This window comes from Streptococcus cameli, from assembly GCF_053207365.1.
The window spans coordinates 689515-704786 of the sequence record NZ_JBRUIM010000001.1; the positions used below are offsets into that span (position 1 = coordinate 689515).

Genomic DNA, 15272 nt, shown 5'->3' on the forward strand with positions numbered 1-15272 from the left:
GATTTAAATCAATACCTTGACAGTCAACCTCCTCTATTTTTTCAATCTTTATATACTTATTATGCCTTAAAAAATGAATTAAAAAATCAAACTATCTTACTTCATTTTAAAAAATATGAACCGTGTTTTTTTAAAAATCATTTTCTGGCATAATGATTTGTGAATAAATAATATTAGAATGGAGAACATTGATATGATAGATTGTTCAACTGCATTGTTGCATTTTCTGGTTCAAACTATTGCTGATCTAGAAACCCACCCTAATTTCTACGGTGTAGATTTTGTAACAGAAAGATATACCACAGAAGAGTATTATGAATATAATCTGTTGAATGATGGATCGGATATTTTGATACGTATCTACAATCCAACAGATGATGGTACTGAAGATGGATATATTACAGTAGGCTTGTTTTGTGATGGACTAGATCCTATTCATTTTTTATTTGAATTTGACGACTTCGAGAGTGACATCAAGAGATATAAATTAGCGATGAAAAATATTTTGAAAAGTTATATGTTAGGCAATTGGCATCATACCTTGATGCATCTTTAAAATCATGGAATAGATAATCTTATTAAAATTAAATGATGACACCTAAATTTTTTATTTTTCCAAAAACGGCATAATAAATTCTGAATAGATCAATTGAATAAAGCAAGAGACATTAACGATATGTTGATGTCTCTTTTTTTGTGTCTTTTTCGATGATCCATTCAAAATTTTTTTTGGAAGAAGGATGAAGTAATGATGTTAAATGCAAATGTTGAAATAAGAGATATAGATGAATTAGCAAGATTTTTGGAAGAAATGCTAGAAAAATATGGAAACAAGGTAATTGAGCAAATGGCTAAAGATAATAATTCTGTATTGGAAGAGAGTTGAATCATTTTTTCTGGATTAGAAACTACAGAAACGCACCAAAAATGGTGCATTTCTCTTATTTATGATATAATGAAGAAAAGTAAGAGGAGATTTATATGATTGGAAAAAATCTAAAAACATTGCGAAAAATCCACAATTTGACCCAACCGGAATTTGCGGATATTATTGGTATTTCAAGAAACAGCTTAAGTCGCTATGAGAATGGAACAAGTTCTATTTCGACAGAATTACTTGACCGTATTTGTCAAGCCTTTAATGTTTCTTATGTGGAAATTGTAGGAGAAGAAAAGATGTTGACACCAGTAGAAGACTATCAGTTGACCCTGAAAGTTGAAGTGATTAAAGAGCGTGGCTCTGCTATTTTATCTCGACTTTATCACTATCAAGATGGACAAGGTATTGCCTTTGATGACGAGTCCAATCCTTGGATTTTAATGAGTGATGACTTATCAGATTTAATCAATACTAAGATTTATCTAGTTGATACGTTTGAAGAATTGGAACGGTACAATGGCTATTTAGATGGCATTGAGCGGATGTTGGATCTTGCAAGACATCAGGTGGTGGCTTGATGAAATTAGAAGAGTTTAGCCAGGAGGATTTTGACTTAGCTCTACGACGTACCATTCGTTCTCTGACTCGTGGTAAAGTAGCTTCCTCTCAGCCTCAAGCTATCTTACTTGGGGGGCAAAGCGGAGCTGGTAAGACGACGATTCATCGGATTAAGCAAAAGGAATTTCACGGCAATATCATCATTATTGATGGGGATAGTTATCGCTCTTTACATCCAAACTATCTTGCCTTGCAAGAGAAATATGGTAAAGACAGTGTCGATTATACTAAGATTTTTGCAGGACAGATGGTTGAGAAACTTGTGGATGGGTTGAGTAGAAAGGGCTATCATCTTTTGATTGAAGGAACTTTGAGAACGACTGAAGTTCCAAGAAAAACAGCTCAGCTATTGAAGGTGAGAGATTATCAAGTCTCACTAGCATTGATAGCAACTAAGCCTGAATTATCTTATCTTAGCACTTTGATACGCTATGAAGAGCTTTACGCCATTGATCCAAGTCAAGCTAGAGCGACCCCTAAAGAACACCATGATGGTATTGTAGAGCATTTGGTGGCTAATCTGAGAGAACTCGAGCAGAGTCAAATTTTTGATCAGATTCAAATTTATCAAAGAGATAGGACTTGCGTGTATGATTCAGCAGTAGATACAGGTTCAGCAGCAGAAATTCTTCAAGACTGCCTTTTTGGAAAATGGAGTAAGGTGGAGAAGGAGATGTTGAAGTCAGGGCAGGAACGGTTGAGAGAATTTCGGTAACTTGGATTATGAGTTGAAAGGGTTTAAATGAGATATGAATGATGAATTAAGTATAGAGCTATCTAGAGGAAAAATTATTGACAATTATGTGACAAAATTTTTTAATAGATTGAATTACCATAGTGAAATTGAGGAATTAGATTTTTCAAGTAATTTGATTGACGGAGTAGAAGATATCTTATTTTCATTGGATAGTAATGACAGATTGCCAGAAGATTTGTTAAGTGAGCTACAGTATTTACTGGGAGGATTCGTAAATGATAATCTAGAAAACTATTATAATTTGAAAAGTCAGTCTGAATTTACTCATAGAGAAAAATTACTAGAAGTACTGTCCAAATTGATATACGATGAGAAGAAATGGGTAAAATATAATCAAAACTCAAAAAAACTTACTTCAAATATACGGAGATGTATTTTAAAAGTACTAGATGCTATTACAGAATTTCAAAATGCACAAATTGTATATACAGATAATCTTATTGAATTTCTAAATAGTGAATATCCTATAACTCAAGTAAATAGGAACAACCAAGTCTTCCTTTCCCATGCCTATGCTGATAGGATATATACTTTGGGATTGTTTTTATATTTTTACGATAAGGGGATCTACTTATATATAGACTGGATGCACCAGTCACAAGGATTGTTGACTAAAAAAATAAAAAATAATTTAATTATGGCAATTGATAATTCAATTCAATTATTGTTCCTAAGAACTTTAAATAGCGAATTGGGACTGCAAGGAGGTAGTAGGCAAATTAGGGAATGGTGTGCATGGGAAATAGGAGCTTTTGATTATAAATCAAATAATACAAGTGGTGGGGGATTTTATATTGATAGATATAGACAAAATAGACAAGTAAGAAGTAGAAGTCAATTAATTCAGGATTATCAACCGCTCAGAGCAATAAAAAATGGTAGACTTTATTAGTAGAAGGAGTAATTATTATGAAACAAGATGTATTTATAAAAAAATTTTCAAAGGCTATACAAGAAGGAAATGCAGCAGTGTTTGCTGGTGCAGGAACATCGGTAGGTGCAGGATTTGTAAACTGGAAAGAACTTGTAGCATCGTTCGCTAAAGAAATTGATTTAGATATTGAAAAAGAGCCTGATTTAATTGGATTGACTCAGTATTATATAAATTCTAAGTCTGGAAATAGAGGAACTATTAACCAGGAAATAATTGATAAGTTTTCTAGTACAGATGCGGAAACAGAAGTTATGAATCTGTTAACACGACTTCCAATTACTACATATTGGACAACTAACTATGATAAGGTAATTGAAAATGGATTAATTAAGAATAATCGTAGAGGAGATATAAAGAGAAAAATAGATGATTTAGCAATCAGTATTCGCGATAGCGATGCAATTGTTTATAAGATGCACGGTGACGTAGATTCGCCTAATGATGCAGTTATTTCAAAAGATGATTATGAAAGATATAGTGATAAAAACTCTTTATTTGTAACAGCTTTACGAGGGGACTTAGTTTCTAAAACATTTTTATTTGTGGGGTTTAGTTTTGATGACCCAAATTTAGAATCTATTTTGGGAAAGATAAATATATTACTGGGGGATAAAAAGAGAGAACATTATTGCATACAAAAACAGGTGCTAAAAACAGATTTTAAGACTTCGGAAGAATATGTCTATGCTAAAACCAAACAATCCTTAAAAATCCAAGATTTACTACGCTATGGTATAGAGACAATTTTAGTTGATGATTATTCTGAAATATCTGAACTAATATCAAAAATTGAGGAAGAGTATTTAAAAAATACAATTTTTATTTCGGGTAGTATTTCTGATTATAATGACAATTGGAGTGAAGAAAAGGTAAATACATTTTGCTATAAATTATCACGCTTCCTTGTTTCAAAAAATTATAAAATTATATCAGGTTTCGGCCTTGGTGTAGGTAGTAGTGTAATCAACGGAGCTCTTGATGAGATTTATAAGACCAAGTTCAGGCATGTCAGTGAGCATCTTGGGTTATTTCCTTTTCCTCAACATGACCATGGAGAAAAGTCTTTACATAAACGTTGGACTGAAAATCGTGAACAAATGATCAGTGAGGCTGGGATCTGTATTTTTATATTTGGTAATAAATTAGTTAATGGTGAAGTAGTATCTGCATCTGGAATGATGGAGGAATTTCGGATTGCTAAAGAAAGAGGAAAAGTAATAATTCCAATTGGTTCTACGGGATTTACTGCAAAAGAAATTTTTGATGAGATGAAAGAGTCCGGGGAGTATTCATATCTAAACGATTATTGGAATGATTTAGAGGACGAAGAAGATGCTATAAAAGTTTTTAATACAATAAATGAAATTATTGAAGGAGTTGGATAATGGCAACAAAAGTATTTATTTCATTTCGTTTTAGTGATGGAAAAGAGATTAAAGATGAACTAGTTGATTTATTTGATGAATCTACTGAGGTAATTAATAGATCAGAAGATGTTGATAGAAGTCAAATGAGTGAGGACACTATTCAGGAATATCTATATGAGAAGTTAAAGGATACATCGGTTACAGTAGTGTTGTTGACACCTAAAGCAGTTGATTATAACAAAAATTGTGGGGAATACGATGATTGGCTTTATGATGAGCTTAGGTACTCTTTGGAAGATCGAACGGATAATAGAACAAATGGTGTGGTAGCTGTTTATACTAATGATGCTAAAGATATGCTACTAGAAAACAGCTCACACTATTGTTCACAATGCCAACAAACTAAATCATGTAGAACTTTGAAACCTTTTGAAAACTTAGCACGAAAGAATATGCTGAATATTAAGCCAAGTTATAAGAAAAATCCATGTAATGATCTTTATGATGATAATCATGATTCTTATATTTCTTTAGTAAGTTTGGAAGATTTCAAACGCGACTATACTAAATATATTAATAACGCTAAAGATAAAAGAAAACGCACAAATGAATTTAATTTATGTAAAAAAATGTAAAGATTATTGATGCAGTAGAAGCTAGTTAGATAATAATATAGTGTATATTTTTCCAGAGAGCCTAGGCTCTCTTTTTATTGTTTCCTTTTCTGATATATTCTTATGTGTCAGAAAAAGGAGTTTATCATGATTAAGCATGATGTACAGTTCAATCAGCATCTAGTCTTATTACTTTTGAAATTGGTATTGAGAAGAGAAACCTCTTTTGGAGGTTTCTGTGGATGAACTTGCGAAACATATAAAGAGCTGTTAGAAAAATATGGAAATAAAATTGATTTTGATAGATTACAATCAATTTCTGTATAAGAGTTAGTAGAATGCAACCAGGACTTGTTTTCTGAATAAATAAGTTATATTATATATTTAAAAGACATTGTTATTTGTCCAAACTTTTTGTGGAGGGTATGATGAAACAAAAGAGAGCTTATGTTTACACACGCGTTTCAACCGCAATGCAAGTTGATGGTTATTCGTTGAACGCTCAAGAAGAACGAATACAGCAGTATGCAAATGCCTATGGTATTAAAATCGTTAATACCTATCAGGATGCTGGTAAATCTGGTAAAACTTTATTGGGAAGAAATAGTTTTTTAACCATGCTGGATGACATTGAATCAGGAAAAGATGATGTTGATTACGTTTTAGTATTCAAGCTGTCTCGTTTTGGACGCAGTGCGGCAGATACTCTTCAATCGTTAGCTTTGATGGAGAATCATGGAGTTCATTTGATTTGTGTTGATGATGGGCTTGATAGTTCAAAAGACGCTGGTAAACTTGTGATTACAATATTATCGGCCATTGCAGAGATGGAGCGTGAAACTATTATTACGCAAACAATGGAAGGTAGGAAACAGAAGGCTAGAGAGGGAAGATGGAATGGTGGTTTTGCACCCATAGGATATTCATTGCAAAATGGAGAATTAAAAATTAATGAAGAAGAAGCGAAATTGGTTCGAATGATTTTTGATCTCTATGTCAATACTGATATGGGAGCAAATAGTGTTTCCAAATATCTGGTAAATCTTGATGTTCGAAAACCAATTCGGCAAAATGGTAAGACACCTCATTTTTCGTCAAACGTCATTAGAAAAATTTTAGATAATCCAGTCTATAATGGGCAGATTGCTTTTGGACGTCGTCAGACAAAGAGAGATAAATTAACTGGAAAAATGATTATCAAAAATGCTGAAAACTATATTTTAGTTGATGGTATCCATGAAGCAATCATCGATAGAGAAACTTGGGAGAAGGCTCAAATTAAGCGAAAAAAACAAGCTAAAAAGTATGAGAAAGTAAATCGTTCCCAAGGAGAAAATATCTACATTCTCTCAAGCATTATTAAATGTCCTTATTGTGGAGCAGGACTTTATGGTAATAAATCCACTAAGAAAAAGAAAGACAAATCTGGGGAATACTACAAGGATTACATTTATTATGCATGTAAGCATAGGCAATTGATGGATGGACATAAGTGTACATTCAAGAAGCAGTTGAAGGTTGAACATCTTGATATGGAAGTTTTAAACATTATTACAAAACTGGTTGGAACTCCATTTTTTGCACGTAAATTAGAAGAAAAAATAAATGTGCAAATCGATACAAAGGAACTGGATAAATTAATAGCTCAATATGGAAACAAGCACAGACAACTGAATGCTGCCAAGAGCCGTATTATGGCTCAAATTGATTCTTTGGATTTTGAAGACAGGCATTATGAACAAAAATATAAGGATTTGAATCTTCGATTAGATAGTATTTATGATCAAATAGAAGAAATTGAGGCTCTCATTATTGAAAATGAAAACAAGAGAGAAGTCATTCTAAAGGAAAAGATGACTTCAGACAATGTCTATAAAGTACTGATGAATTTTGAATCTCTTTTGAAAGTTATGGAAGATGCTGATAAAAAAAGACTATGTAAACTATTGATTGATAAAGTTGAAGTTTATAATGAAAAAAATGAGAATGGACGATGGATTAAGTCTATTACCTTGAAGCTACCAATTATAGAAAATGATGTTCAAATAAGTTTGGACAATAGTGATAGAGTCGAGTGTGTTTCTTTGCTCGTAAAAGCCTAGATACCTTTGAACGAAAGCAAGTTAAAAAGCCTTGAAGACAAGGCTTTTTAGCTTGGGGTGAGGTAGTATCAGAGTGACTACCTCAGTTGAGGTAATTAAAATTCTGGGAGATTTATAAGGTATCTATTTCCGTAGACACAAGGTGGGGACATGAGTAAAGGAGTATGAGGGAATAGATGTCCCCACCTCTCTTATTAGTAGTTAAGAGATTTTTAGATGTATAGACTGTGAAAAGATGGTATAATTGAAGTGAAACTCTTGTTTTGAGGGTTATTTGGAGGGAAAATGACGGATTATCATGTAATTTCGTATAAGACAATCTATACCGTTTCTGAAGACTTAGAGGCAATCTTAGCCTGTCTTTATTTGTTGCAGGATGAAGAGGCCTTTCTTGCTTTAAATCTTTATTCTAAAACTCAGATTGATGGTTGGAAAAGACAATATCGTTTTTTATTTGAAACCTTTCATGCGGTAAGTGACTTAACCGGTCTTTCTATTCTTGATTTTTTACTGGATGGCATGTCGGAAGAACTTAGTTTAGATTTGTTGCAAACACGCATCACAAGTTTAAATAAGGCAGAAAGAATGTATCGTTTAGTAGATTGGCCCTATGATTATGATATAAGCTCGGAAACCATTTTAAAGTCTCTCAGTGATGATAGTATATTAAATGATTTATTTTTAGCTGTGCAAGAAAGATGCTCTAACTTTTTGGGTTTTTCGTGTTTTTTACGGGAAAATAATCGCTTCTTAAATGAATTTTTCGATTTATCACGAGAATTGCTTAATGATGTCTTGAGAGAAAAGTTGACGGCTAGTGAAAAACAGTTTTTGACCTTTAAAAACAACTTAATACAGGAGCTTCAAAATGAAAATTCTTTTGAAGTGTCACAACGTATGATGGGGAAAACATTTAAAAACACGGGACCTTATGACTATTATTATTTTGTACCAACACTTTTTCTTCCTGGGAAATGTGTCAGGTTATTCGATACAGATGGAACTTTCCATAACAAACAAATCTTGATTTATAATATTAGTCAGTCTAATACAGTTTCTTTATTGCCGGTTCTCAAAACAATTTCTGACGAGACCAGATATCAAATCTTGAAACTCTTGCTAGGCACCTCTCCTCTAAATAGTAAGGAGCTCAGTCGAGAGTTGAAACTAGCGCCCTCAACTGTTTCCCATCATATCTCACTTTTGAAAGATGTTGGCTTGATTAATGAGGAGCCGGTGAAAAATTCAAAGTATTATTCTATCTCAGAAACTAAAATGAAAGAAGTACTGAAGAAATTATTTGAGGACTTTTCGATTGACCTAGAAATATAAGGAATGTGGTTTAACAGCCACATTTTTTATTGACATAAAAACCCATTTCTATTATAATCAAATTAGATATACGTCGAATTAGAAAAGGTAGAAAAGAGGTCTTATGGATTCAGTTGTTAAAGTTCAGCATTTGAGCAGAGAATATTCAGAGAAGAAACATTTCTTCAAACACAGGACTCACCGTGTCAAAGCGGTTGAGGATATTTCTTTTGAAATCTATCCAGGAGAAATTTTTGGCTTATTAGGTCCGAATGGGGCAGGAAAATCGACAACTATCAAAGTTCTGTCAACCATGCTCTTGCCGACATCAGGTCGTGTCGAAATTTTGGGATTTGATGTTCAATCAGAGGAAGCAAAAATTCGTGAGAAAATCAACTTTATTTTTGGTGGAGAAAGGAGTTTATACTTTAGATTATCTGCAGCAGATAATTTGCATTATTTTGCTGATTTATATAAAATTCCGAGAAAACAACAGTTGGATTTAGTACCACATTTATTAGAATTAGTTGGTCTATACGAGGTGGGTTCTCGAAGGGTTGAAACATTTTCTAAGGGGATGAAACAACGGCTTCAAATTGCAAGAGCTCTTTTGAATGATCCAGAAATTATTTTTTTAGATGAACCAAGTATCGGCCTTGATCCAGCAGGCGCTTTAGAGTTAAGACAATTGATTGAAGAGTTGGCTAATCGAGGCAAAACCATCCTATTGACGACTCACTATATGCCTGAAGCAGAAGAACTCTGTGATCGTATAGCTATTATTAATCATGGGAAAATGGTAACTTGTGGAAGTCTTGAAGAAATTGCGAGCTTGTTAACTGAAGAGGAAAAACTAGCTATCTTAGAAGATAAAACCCTAAAGAAAGGTGATATCAGCGTAACTCTGGAAGACATTTATTTGAGTTTAGTGAGGTAGACGGGAGTATGAAAGTTATTTTTTCGAGTGCTATTGTACATATGAAACAAGCGATAGCTAGAAGTATGTTTCGCTATTGTCTATTTTTAAACCCTTTGTGTAATGCGATTCTCTTAGGATTAATGTATAGTGATAAATCCAATCAAGAATTCACTTTATATGCTATTTTGGGGACTTCTCTCTCTTCATTTTGGACCATCATTTGTTTTTCATCAGCTGCAGATATTAGTAGAGAAAAGTATTTAGGAACCTTACCAATCCTGTTCACGTCAGCGTCTGGCTTTAAGAAGATTATTTTTGGAAAATTACTTGGAAATAGTTTGTGGGGCGTAGTTGCATTTTTACTAAATGTATTCTTTGTGACTATATTATTTCATCGTTTTTTGGCTGTTAAAAGTATTATCCTATTAGTAATAGTAATTGTATTAGCAGTTTTAACTTCCATTAGTATCGGGCTATTAATGTGCTCAGCCTTTACCTTATCAAGAATTGCAAGTTTACTAATGAACTTAATTGAATATCCATTGCTTTTAATCACAGGAATGGTTTTTTCTTTAGATCTTATCCCCCAATATATAAAATGGATATCCTATTTTTTGTCTCCAACATGGGTAATGGAAGGTTTTAAATTAGCTGTATATGGTGGAAATTTAAAAGAGAAGATTATTGTGATATCAATTCTCTGCACACTTACTGTCTTTAATTTTATAATGGCTTATGTTGCATTTATTAGTGTGGAGAAGAAAACTAGGATTGATGCAACTTTGGAGATATATTAACATGGAAAGTATTTTTAGATTTTTTAGAAGGATTTCCTTTTCTTATAAACAATCCTCAATCATGTCGGATTGGAAAACATTCATGATGTTTGATTTGATTCCTCCAATTTCACAAACCTTGTTTTTCTCTATGGTTGCTGGATACATTTACGGAACGGATTATATCCAAAAGTGGATGATTGGTAATGCGATACTCATCGCCTCTTTTGGCGCATTGTTTGGTGTTGGCACACAACTGATGGTAGAGAAATATAATGGAACACTAAGTTTTCTAATGGCCTCTAAAACGAAATTAAGCTCCATCTTATTTTCCAGTGCCATGAGCACAATGGTTACGAGTATGTTGTCGGTAACTATCGGTGTGACAGTAGTTAGTTTTATTTTGGGAATTAGTTGGAAAATAGAAATGATTTCTTCTTTTGTTGCTGTTCTTCTTTTATCTTCCTTTGTAGCCATGAGTTTTGGATATATATTTTCATGTTTCATTTTAATCACTAGTGAAACGAATCTTGTTTTAAATTTAGTCAGTCGAGTGTTGCTGATTTTTACGGGTGCTAATTTTCCAATAAGTAAATTACCTCACATTTTACAGTGGTTTTCCAATATTTTACCTTTGACAAGGTCTATTCAGATTGCTCAAGGTTTAGTGGAAGGAAATAGCATTTCTAAATATTATAATCTTGTATATGAGGAGTTAATTCTAGCATTTTCCTTCATATTAGTAGCCTCTCTGCTATTGAAACTTATGGAAAGAAAGTCTCGTACAACTGGCAAATTGGAGTTTACATAGATTTTAATACATATATTAGTACCAATTGGAGTTTCTAAATCAGAACATCGATTTGCTTGGTGGGAAGTGGGTGCGACTTTTAGTAGAGCACTACAGCATGGCATTGAGTGACTTGCTTAAGCAGGAGCAGATAGACTTCAACCCCTCAGATATGTGCCGAGTGCTAGACCATATCAGGATAGGGTTTGATGGAGAAATAACCGTTCGCTTCCTGGAAGGAACTGAGGTTGATTTATAGAGAAAAAGAAAGGCTGTGACGACAGTGGGAAACCATTGTGGTTACAGCCTTTTTTGCGTTTTTGTGGTATAATTATTTAAGTTTTTTAGTAGGAGTGTGTGAGAATGATTCAAGATGATAATATAAAAGATCATATATTCAGTGCGTCAGTACCGCAGGAGTTAAAAAAATTATCAGACACACTTAATCATGTCCAATCGCACCAGATTAAAGTACCAGTTGAGTTAATCGCTACAATAAAAAATTTTCAAAACTCAGTTAATACAAGTAATTTATCTCCATTGTTTACTGACAAAAATGGTATATTTAGACAACAGATAGAACAAGTTACAAAAATATCCTCAGTGATGTCCACAATTCAAATGAACTCTCCATTTACTGATGCGATTAAGCAGGTATCCAATACCTATCAACAAATGTTTTCTGAAAACCAAAAATTTATTGATATCGTTAGGGAGATGAACCAGACAATTATCAGCAGCTATAAGGTTGATTATTCTAAATTATTTTCTTCTCTATCTGATTTCATAACTAAATTACCAAAACCTTATACCAGAGAAGAATTTGAGGAAATTGCCAAGAAACTGGAAGCTTTAGCAGATAAAGGTTGGGTTGTTTACTACTATCAGGCTAAATTATATGAAGTACTCGATATTGAAGATTTTACTCATTTTGAGCAATCATGGATCGAATTACTTAGAACGGATTTATCAACTGATACAAAAATAGATGAATTGAGACAGTTGGACTGTTTTTCAGAACCTCTAATCACATCAATGGTAGATAGTTACCATACAAACAATTACTATGCTGCATATACATTAGCTAGTCTAGCGATTGATGGTGTTCTCAATAGATTATCTGAAATTTCTTCATCAGGGAAAAGAATACCAGTTGGTCATAGTGCTGTTAAAGAATTTGATAAAAAAATTGTGGATAAGCACTTAAGTGATGTCGGACTGATGAGATGGTTTTATAATTTTTTTAAAGATACTAACCGGTTTTCTTTAGACAAGCCTAATAGACATATGATTGGACACGGTCGTTGGGAGGAGGAGATAACAGAGAAAATGTTTCTTCAGTTATTTAATGTTATTTTGTACATTCATGATGAGTATGATTATTGGATAACTAAATGAGAACATTCTAATAAGTGTTCTCGTTTTTTTTATTTTCAGGAGGAAAATCATGCAAAAGAATGAACAGTCATCGCGACAAATTGTGATGAGCCAACTCATGTCTATCATGAGAATTGTCCCTTATGTGGAGGAGACTTAGATTATTTTCATAAAAAAGCAAAAAAGAGTAATGCGAAATGGATACGCAAAACCTGTCATCAAACTTATGATGCCACTAAGATGTTGGAAGAACTGGATAGTTAAAAGCTATTTGAGAAATGTTATATAAATGATTCGTTTGTATTACCTGGCTGTTCTGGGGATCAAACATGCTATAATAGCAATAACTAGTTAATCAATCGAATAGTTTAGGAGAGATCATCAGTGAATTATTTTGAAAAGCGTTTTTCTTCCTCGGATCTGGGTTTGACGTCTTTAGAACGTGAGGCACTGGAGTATATTTGGCAACAAAAAGAGTCTGTCATCAATCAATCCATTGAAGATGTTGCCAAGATACTGCATATGTCAACAGCTACAATATCCCGTGCTGCAAAAAAAGTAGGTTTTAGTGGTTTTAATGAGCTTAAATTTGTGATGCGTCAACATGCTGGCTTCCTAACTCACAAGTATTCTGGTTCATTAGATATTCTTTCTTACAAGCAGTTTTTGATGGAACAAATCAATGAAACCTTTGATAGCTTATCGGATGAAACTATTTTTGCTGTTTTAGAGGCACTGAAAGTATCTGACCGCATTGAAATTTATGCTGTGGGAGGTAGTTATTCTTTGGCTGCCGACACCAGTAAAAAATTAAATTTTTTAGGAAAAATTACCCAAGCTAGGCTGGATTGGGATGATTTACGTCAGGCTGCAACCTTAATGAAACCAAAAGATTTAGCCATTATGATTAGTATGAGTGGTGAGACCCATCATATTATTGAATATGCAGAAACGGTTAAAAAGACAGGAGCTCGAATTGTGAGCTTGATTGGTAATGAACAATCGAAGTTACAATCCTTATCGGATATGAGCATCGTGACGAAAAGCCGATATAAGAATTACGGTGAGGCAGATTTAGGGTCGAGAGTAGCTATGCAGGCGGTATTGGATTATCTTTTAGAATTATTTATTCAAGCTAAATAACTGTAAGGCTGTACAAAATGCTGTATGGCCTTTCTTATTGGAGAAACAAGGTCAAAATGAAAGCGTTTTATTTTATAATAGAATTAAGAAAAATAAAAAGGAGAAAATAGATGTCTTCAAAAAAATCAAATAGTCTCTGGGAATTTTTCCAAGGTCTAGGAAAAACATTTATGTTGCCAGTTGCTTTGCTGGCTTTTATGGGGTTGTTGTTGGGAATCGGTAGTTCGTTTTCTTCAGCCACAACCATAGAGTCATTTCCGATTCTTGGAAATCCAATATTGCAATTAGTCTTTCGCTTTATGTCGACGATTGGTGGTTTTGCCTTTTCTTACTTGCCAGTTCTATTTGCGATCGCCATTCCTTTGGGATTGGTTCGTCAGGAAAAAGGGGTTGCAGCCTTTAGCGGTTTTGTAGGTTATACCGTTATGCACTTGGCTATTCATTTTTATCTATCTGAGACAAATCAATTAGCTGAGGCGGATCAGCTTCGTACAGCTGGACAAGGCATGGTATTTGGTATCCAAACGATTGAAATGGGTGTGCTTGGCGGCATTATTGCTGGTATACTTGTTTACCATCTTCATAAACGCTTCTACAAAGTTCAATTACACGATAGTTTAGCATTCTTTTCAGGCACTCGGTTTGTTCCGATTATTACTTCCTTGGTATTGGCCGTTGTTGGTGTATTTATTCCCGTCATTTGGCCTGTTATTGCTAGCTTTATAGCAGGTATCGGTACACTCATCAAGTCTGCTGGTGTATTTGGACCATTTTTATTTGGAGCTGGCGAACGATTATTGTTACCATTTGGCCTTCACCATATCTTGGTTGCCATGATTCGTTTTACAGATGCTGGTGGACAAGAGATTATCAATGGTGAAACTGTGTCTGGAGCTTTGAATATTTTCTACGCACAGTTGCAAAATGGAGTAGACATTAGTGGATCAGCGACAGCTTTTCTTTCACAAGGGAAAATGCCAACCTTCATGTTTGGATTACCAGGTGCAGCTTTAGCAATCTATCATTCAGCACTGTTAGAAAATCGTAAAACACTAAAAGGTTTACTGATTTCAGGTGTTATTGCCTGTGCTGTAACCGGTATTACAGAGCCAATCGAATTCCTATTTCTATTTGCCAGTCCAGTGCTTTGGATTTTCCATGTTGTGATGACTGGTCTTGGATTTATGGTGATGCCATTAGTGGGTGTCGTAATTGGTAATACAGATGGCGGCTTACTTGATTTCTTTATTTTTGGTGTCATGCAAGGATCTTATACGCGTTGGTGGATGGTCTTAGTTGTCGGAGCCGTATGGTTTGCAATGTACTATTTTGTATTCAAATACGTCATTGCTAAAATGAATGTTCAGACACCTGGAAGACAAGAAAACACTGGGGAAGTTTATTCAGATGAAGAACTAGCTTTTAAAGGGGTTTCTTCATACAATATTCCTGCAATGGTTGCTGCACTTGGTGGAAAAGAAAACATTCAATCTTTGGACAATTGTGTTACACGATTACGATTGGTTGTAGCAGACGGTAGTATAGTGGAAGATGATCGTTTGAAACAACTTGGGGCATTAGGTGTCATCCATCTTGACACGCAAAATATTCAAGTAGTCATTGGTACAAAAGTAACAGGGGTTAAAGCTGAGATGGACCACCATCTTGGGAAGTAGGATAGCTG

General features: G+C 34.0%; 15 protein-coding genes. All 15 read left to right on the top strand.

The window, feature by feature from the left end:
* The first annotated feature begins 178 nt into the window (after window positions 1-178).
* The 15 genes from ACVR1I_RS03490 to malX all read left to right on the top strand — a co-directional run bounded on the left by ACVR1I_RS03490 (window position 179) and on the right by malX (window position 15264).
* Window positions 179-556 (top strand): hypothetical protein, encoded by a 378-nt coding sequence (locus ACVR1I_RS03490; protein WP_447442655.1) that lies wholly within the window; start codon window positions 179-181, stop codon window positions 554-556.
* Window positions 557-748: 192 nt separating this feature from the next.
* Window positions 749-886, top strand: coding sequence for a hypothetical protein (locus ACVR1I_RS03495; protein ID WP_447442656.1), 138 nt, complete (start codon window positions 749-751; stop codon window positions 884-886).
* Between the two features lie 95 nt (window positions 887-981).
* The gene (gene pezA / locus ACVR1I_RS03500; protein WP_447442657.1) at window positions 982-1458 is read left to right on the top strand and encodes a type II toxin-antitoxin system antitoxin PezA; all 477 of its coding nucleotides are present in this window, start codon (window positions 982-984) and stop codon (window positions 1456-1458) included.
* Window positions 1458-2213, top strand: coding sequence for a type II toxin-antitoxin system toxin PezT (gene pezT / locus ACVR1I_RS03505; RefSeq protein WP_447442658.1), 756 nt, complete (start codon window positions 1458-1460; stop codon window positions 2211-2213). Before pezA ends, pezT begins: the two co-directional genes overlap by 1 nt.
* 34 nt (window positions 2214-2247) lie before the next feature.
* A complete protein-coding gene (locus ACVR1I_RS03510) occupies window positions 2248-3147 on the top strand; it encodes a hypothetical protein (protein ID WP_447442659.1) in 900 nt (299 codons plus the stop codon).
* Between the two features lie 17 nt (window positions 3148-3164).
* Window positions 3165-4574 carry an SIR2 family protein gene (locus tag ACVR1I_RS03515; RefSeq protein ID WP_447442660.1) on the top strand — a complete coding sequence of 470 codons (1410 nt, stop codon included), beginning with the start codon at window positions 3165-3167 and terminating at the stop codon, window positions 4572-4574.
* Complete coding sequence (locus ACVR1I_RS03520) at window positions 4574-5191, top strand: TIR domain-containing protein (protein WP_447442661.1); 618 nt, start codon at window positions 4574-4576, stop codon at window positions 5189-5191. The genes ACVR1I_RS03515 and ACVR1I_RS03520 overlap by 1 nt, the downstream gene beginning before the upstream one ends.
* Before the next feature lie 404 nt (window positions 5192-5595).
* Window positions 5596-7272 carry a recombinase family protein gene (locus tag ACVR1I_RS03525; protein WP_447442662.1) on the top strand — a complete coding sequence of 559 codons (1677 nt, stop codon included), beginning with the start codon at window positions 5596-5598 and terminating at the stop codon, window positions 7270-7272.
* A gap of 285 nt (window positions 7273-7557) precedes the next feature.
* A complete protein-coding gene (locus ACVR1I_RS03530; RefSeq protein ID WP_447442663.1) occupies window positions 7558-8604 on the top strand; it encodes an ArsR/SmtB family transcription factor in 1047 nt (348 codons plus the stop codon).
* Window positions 8605-8707: 103 nt separating this feature from the next.
* A complete protein-coding gene (locus ACVR1I_RS03535; RefSeq protein ID WP_447442664.1) occupies window positions 8708-9520 on the top strand; it encodes an ABC transporter ATP-binding protein in 813 nt (270 codons plus the stop codon).
* 8 nt (window positions 9521-9528) lie between these two features.
* Window positions 9529-10299: an ABC transporter permease gene (locus tag ACVR1I_RS03540; RefSeq protein ID WP_447442665.1), complete on the top strand. Its 771-nt coding sequence runs from the start codon at window positions 9529-9531 to the stop codon at window positions 10297-10299.
* A 1-nt stretch (window position 10300) separates the two neighbouring features.
* Entirely contained in the window at window positions 10301-11089 is a 789-nt protein-coding gene (locus ACVR1I_RS03545; RefSeq protein ID WP_447442666.1) for an ABC transporter permease, read from the top strand.
* Between the two features lie 342 nt (window positions 11090-11431).
* Window positions 11432-12466: a hypothetical protein gene (locus ACVR1I_RS03550; RefSeq protein ID WP_447442667.1), complete on the top strand. Its 1035-nt coding sequence runs from the start codon at window positions 11432-11434 to the stop codon at window positions 12464-12466.
* A gap of 363 nt (window positions 12467-12829) precedes the next feature.
* Window positions 12830-13588, top strand: coding sequence for a MurR/RpiR family transcriptional regulator (locus ACVR1I_RS03555; protein ID WP_447442668.1), 759 nt, complete (start codon window positions 12830-12832; stop codon window positions 13586-13588).
* A gap of 110 nt (window positions 13589-13698) precedes the next feature.
* Window positions 13699-15264 carry a maltose/glucose-specific PTS transporter subunit IIBC gene (gene malX / locus ACVR1I_RS03560; protein WP_447442669.1) on the top strand — a complete coding sequence of 522 codons (1566 nt, stop codon included), beginning with the start codon at window positions 13699-13701 and terminating at the stop codon, window positions 15262-15264.
* Window positions 15265-15272: the final 8 nt, after the last annotated feature.

Bases quoted from the DNA above. Each gene is read 5' to 3' on its own strand.
- ACVR1I_RS03490 (WP_447442655.1), top strand. From the start codon at position 179: ATGGAGAACATTGATATGATAGATTGTTCAACTGCATTGTTGCATTTT.
- ACVR1I_RS03495 (WP_447442656.1), top strand. From the start codon at position 749: ATGATGTTAAATGCAAATGTTGAAATAAGAGATATAGATGAATTAGCA.
- pezA (WP_447442657.1), top strand. From the start codon at position 982: ATGATTGGAAAAAATCTAAAAACATTGCGAAAAATCCACAATTTGACC.
- pezT (WP_447442658.1), top strand. From the start codon at position 1,458: ATGAAATTAGAAGAGTTTAGCCAGGAGGATTTTGACTTAGCTCTACGA.
- ACVR1I_RS03510 (WP_447442659.1), top strand. From the start codon at position 2,248: ATGAATGATGAATTAAGTATAGAGCTATCTAGAGGAAAAATTATTGAC.
- ACVR1I_RS03515 (WP_447442660.1), top strand. From the start codon at position 3,165: ATGAAACAAGATGTATTTATAAAAAAATTTTCAAAGGCTATACAAGAA.
- ACVR1I_RS03520 (WP_447442661.1), top strand. From the start codon at position 4,574: ATGGCAACAAAAGTATTTATTTCATTTCGTTTTAGTGATGGAAAAGAG.
- ACVR1I_RS03525 (WP_447442662.1), top strand. From the start codon at position 5,596: ATGATGAAACAAAAGAGAGCTTATGTTTACACACGCGTTTCAACCGCA.
- ACVR1I_RS03530 (WP_447442663.1), top strand. From the start codon at position 7,558: ATGACGGATTATCATGTAATTTCGTATAAGACAATCTATACCGTTTCT.
- ACVR1I_RS03535 (WP_447442664.1), top strand. From the start codon at position 8,708: ATGGATTCAGTTGTTAAAGTTCAGCATTTGAGCAGAGAATATTCAGAG.
- ACVR1I_RS03540 (WP_447442665.1), top strand. From the start codon at position 9,529: ATGAAAGTTATTTTTTCGAGTGCTATTGTACATATGAAACAAGCGATA.
- ACVR1I_RS03545 (WP_447442666.1), top strand. From the start codon at position 10,301: ATGGAAAGTATTTTTAGATTTTTTAGAAGGATTTCCTTTTCTTATAAA.
- ACVR1I_RS03550 (WP_447442667.1), top strand. From the start codon at position 11,432: ATGATTCAAGATGATAATATAAAAGATCATATATTCAGTGCGTCAGTA.
- malX (WP_447442669.1), top strand. From the start codon at position 13,699: ATGTCTTCAAAAAAATCAAATAGTCTCTGGGAATTTTTCCAAGGTCTA.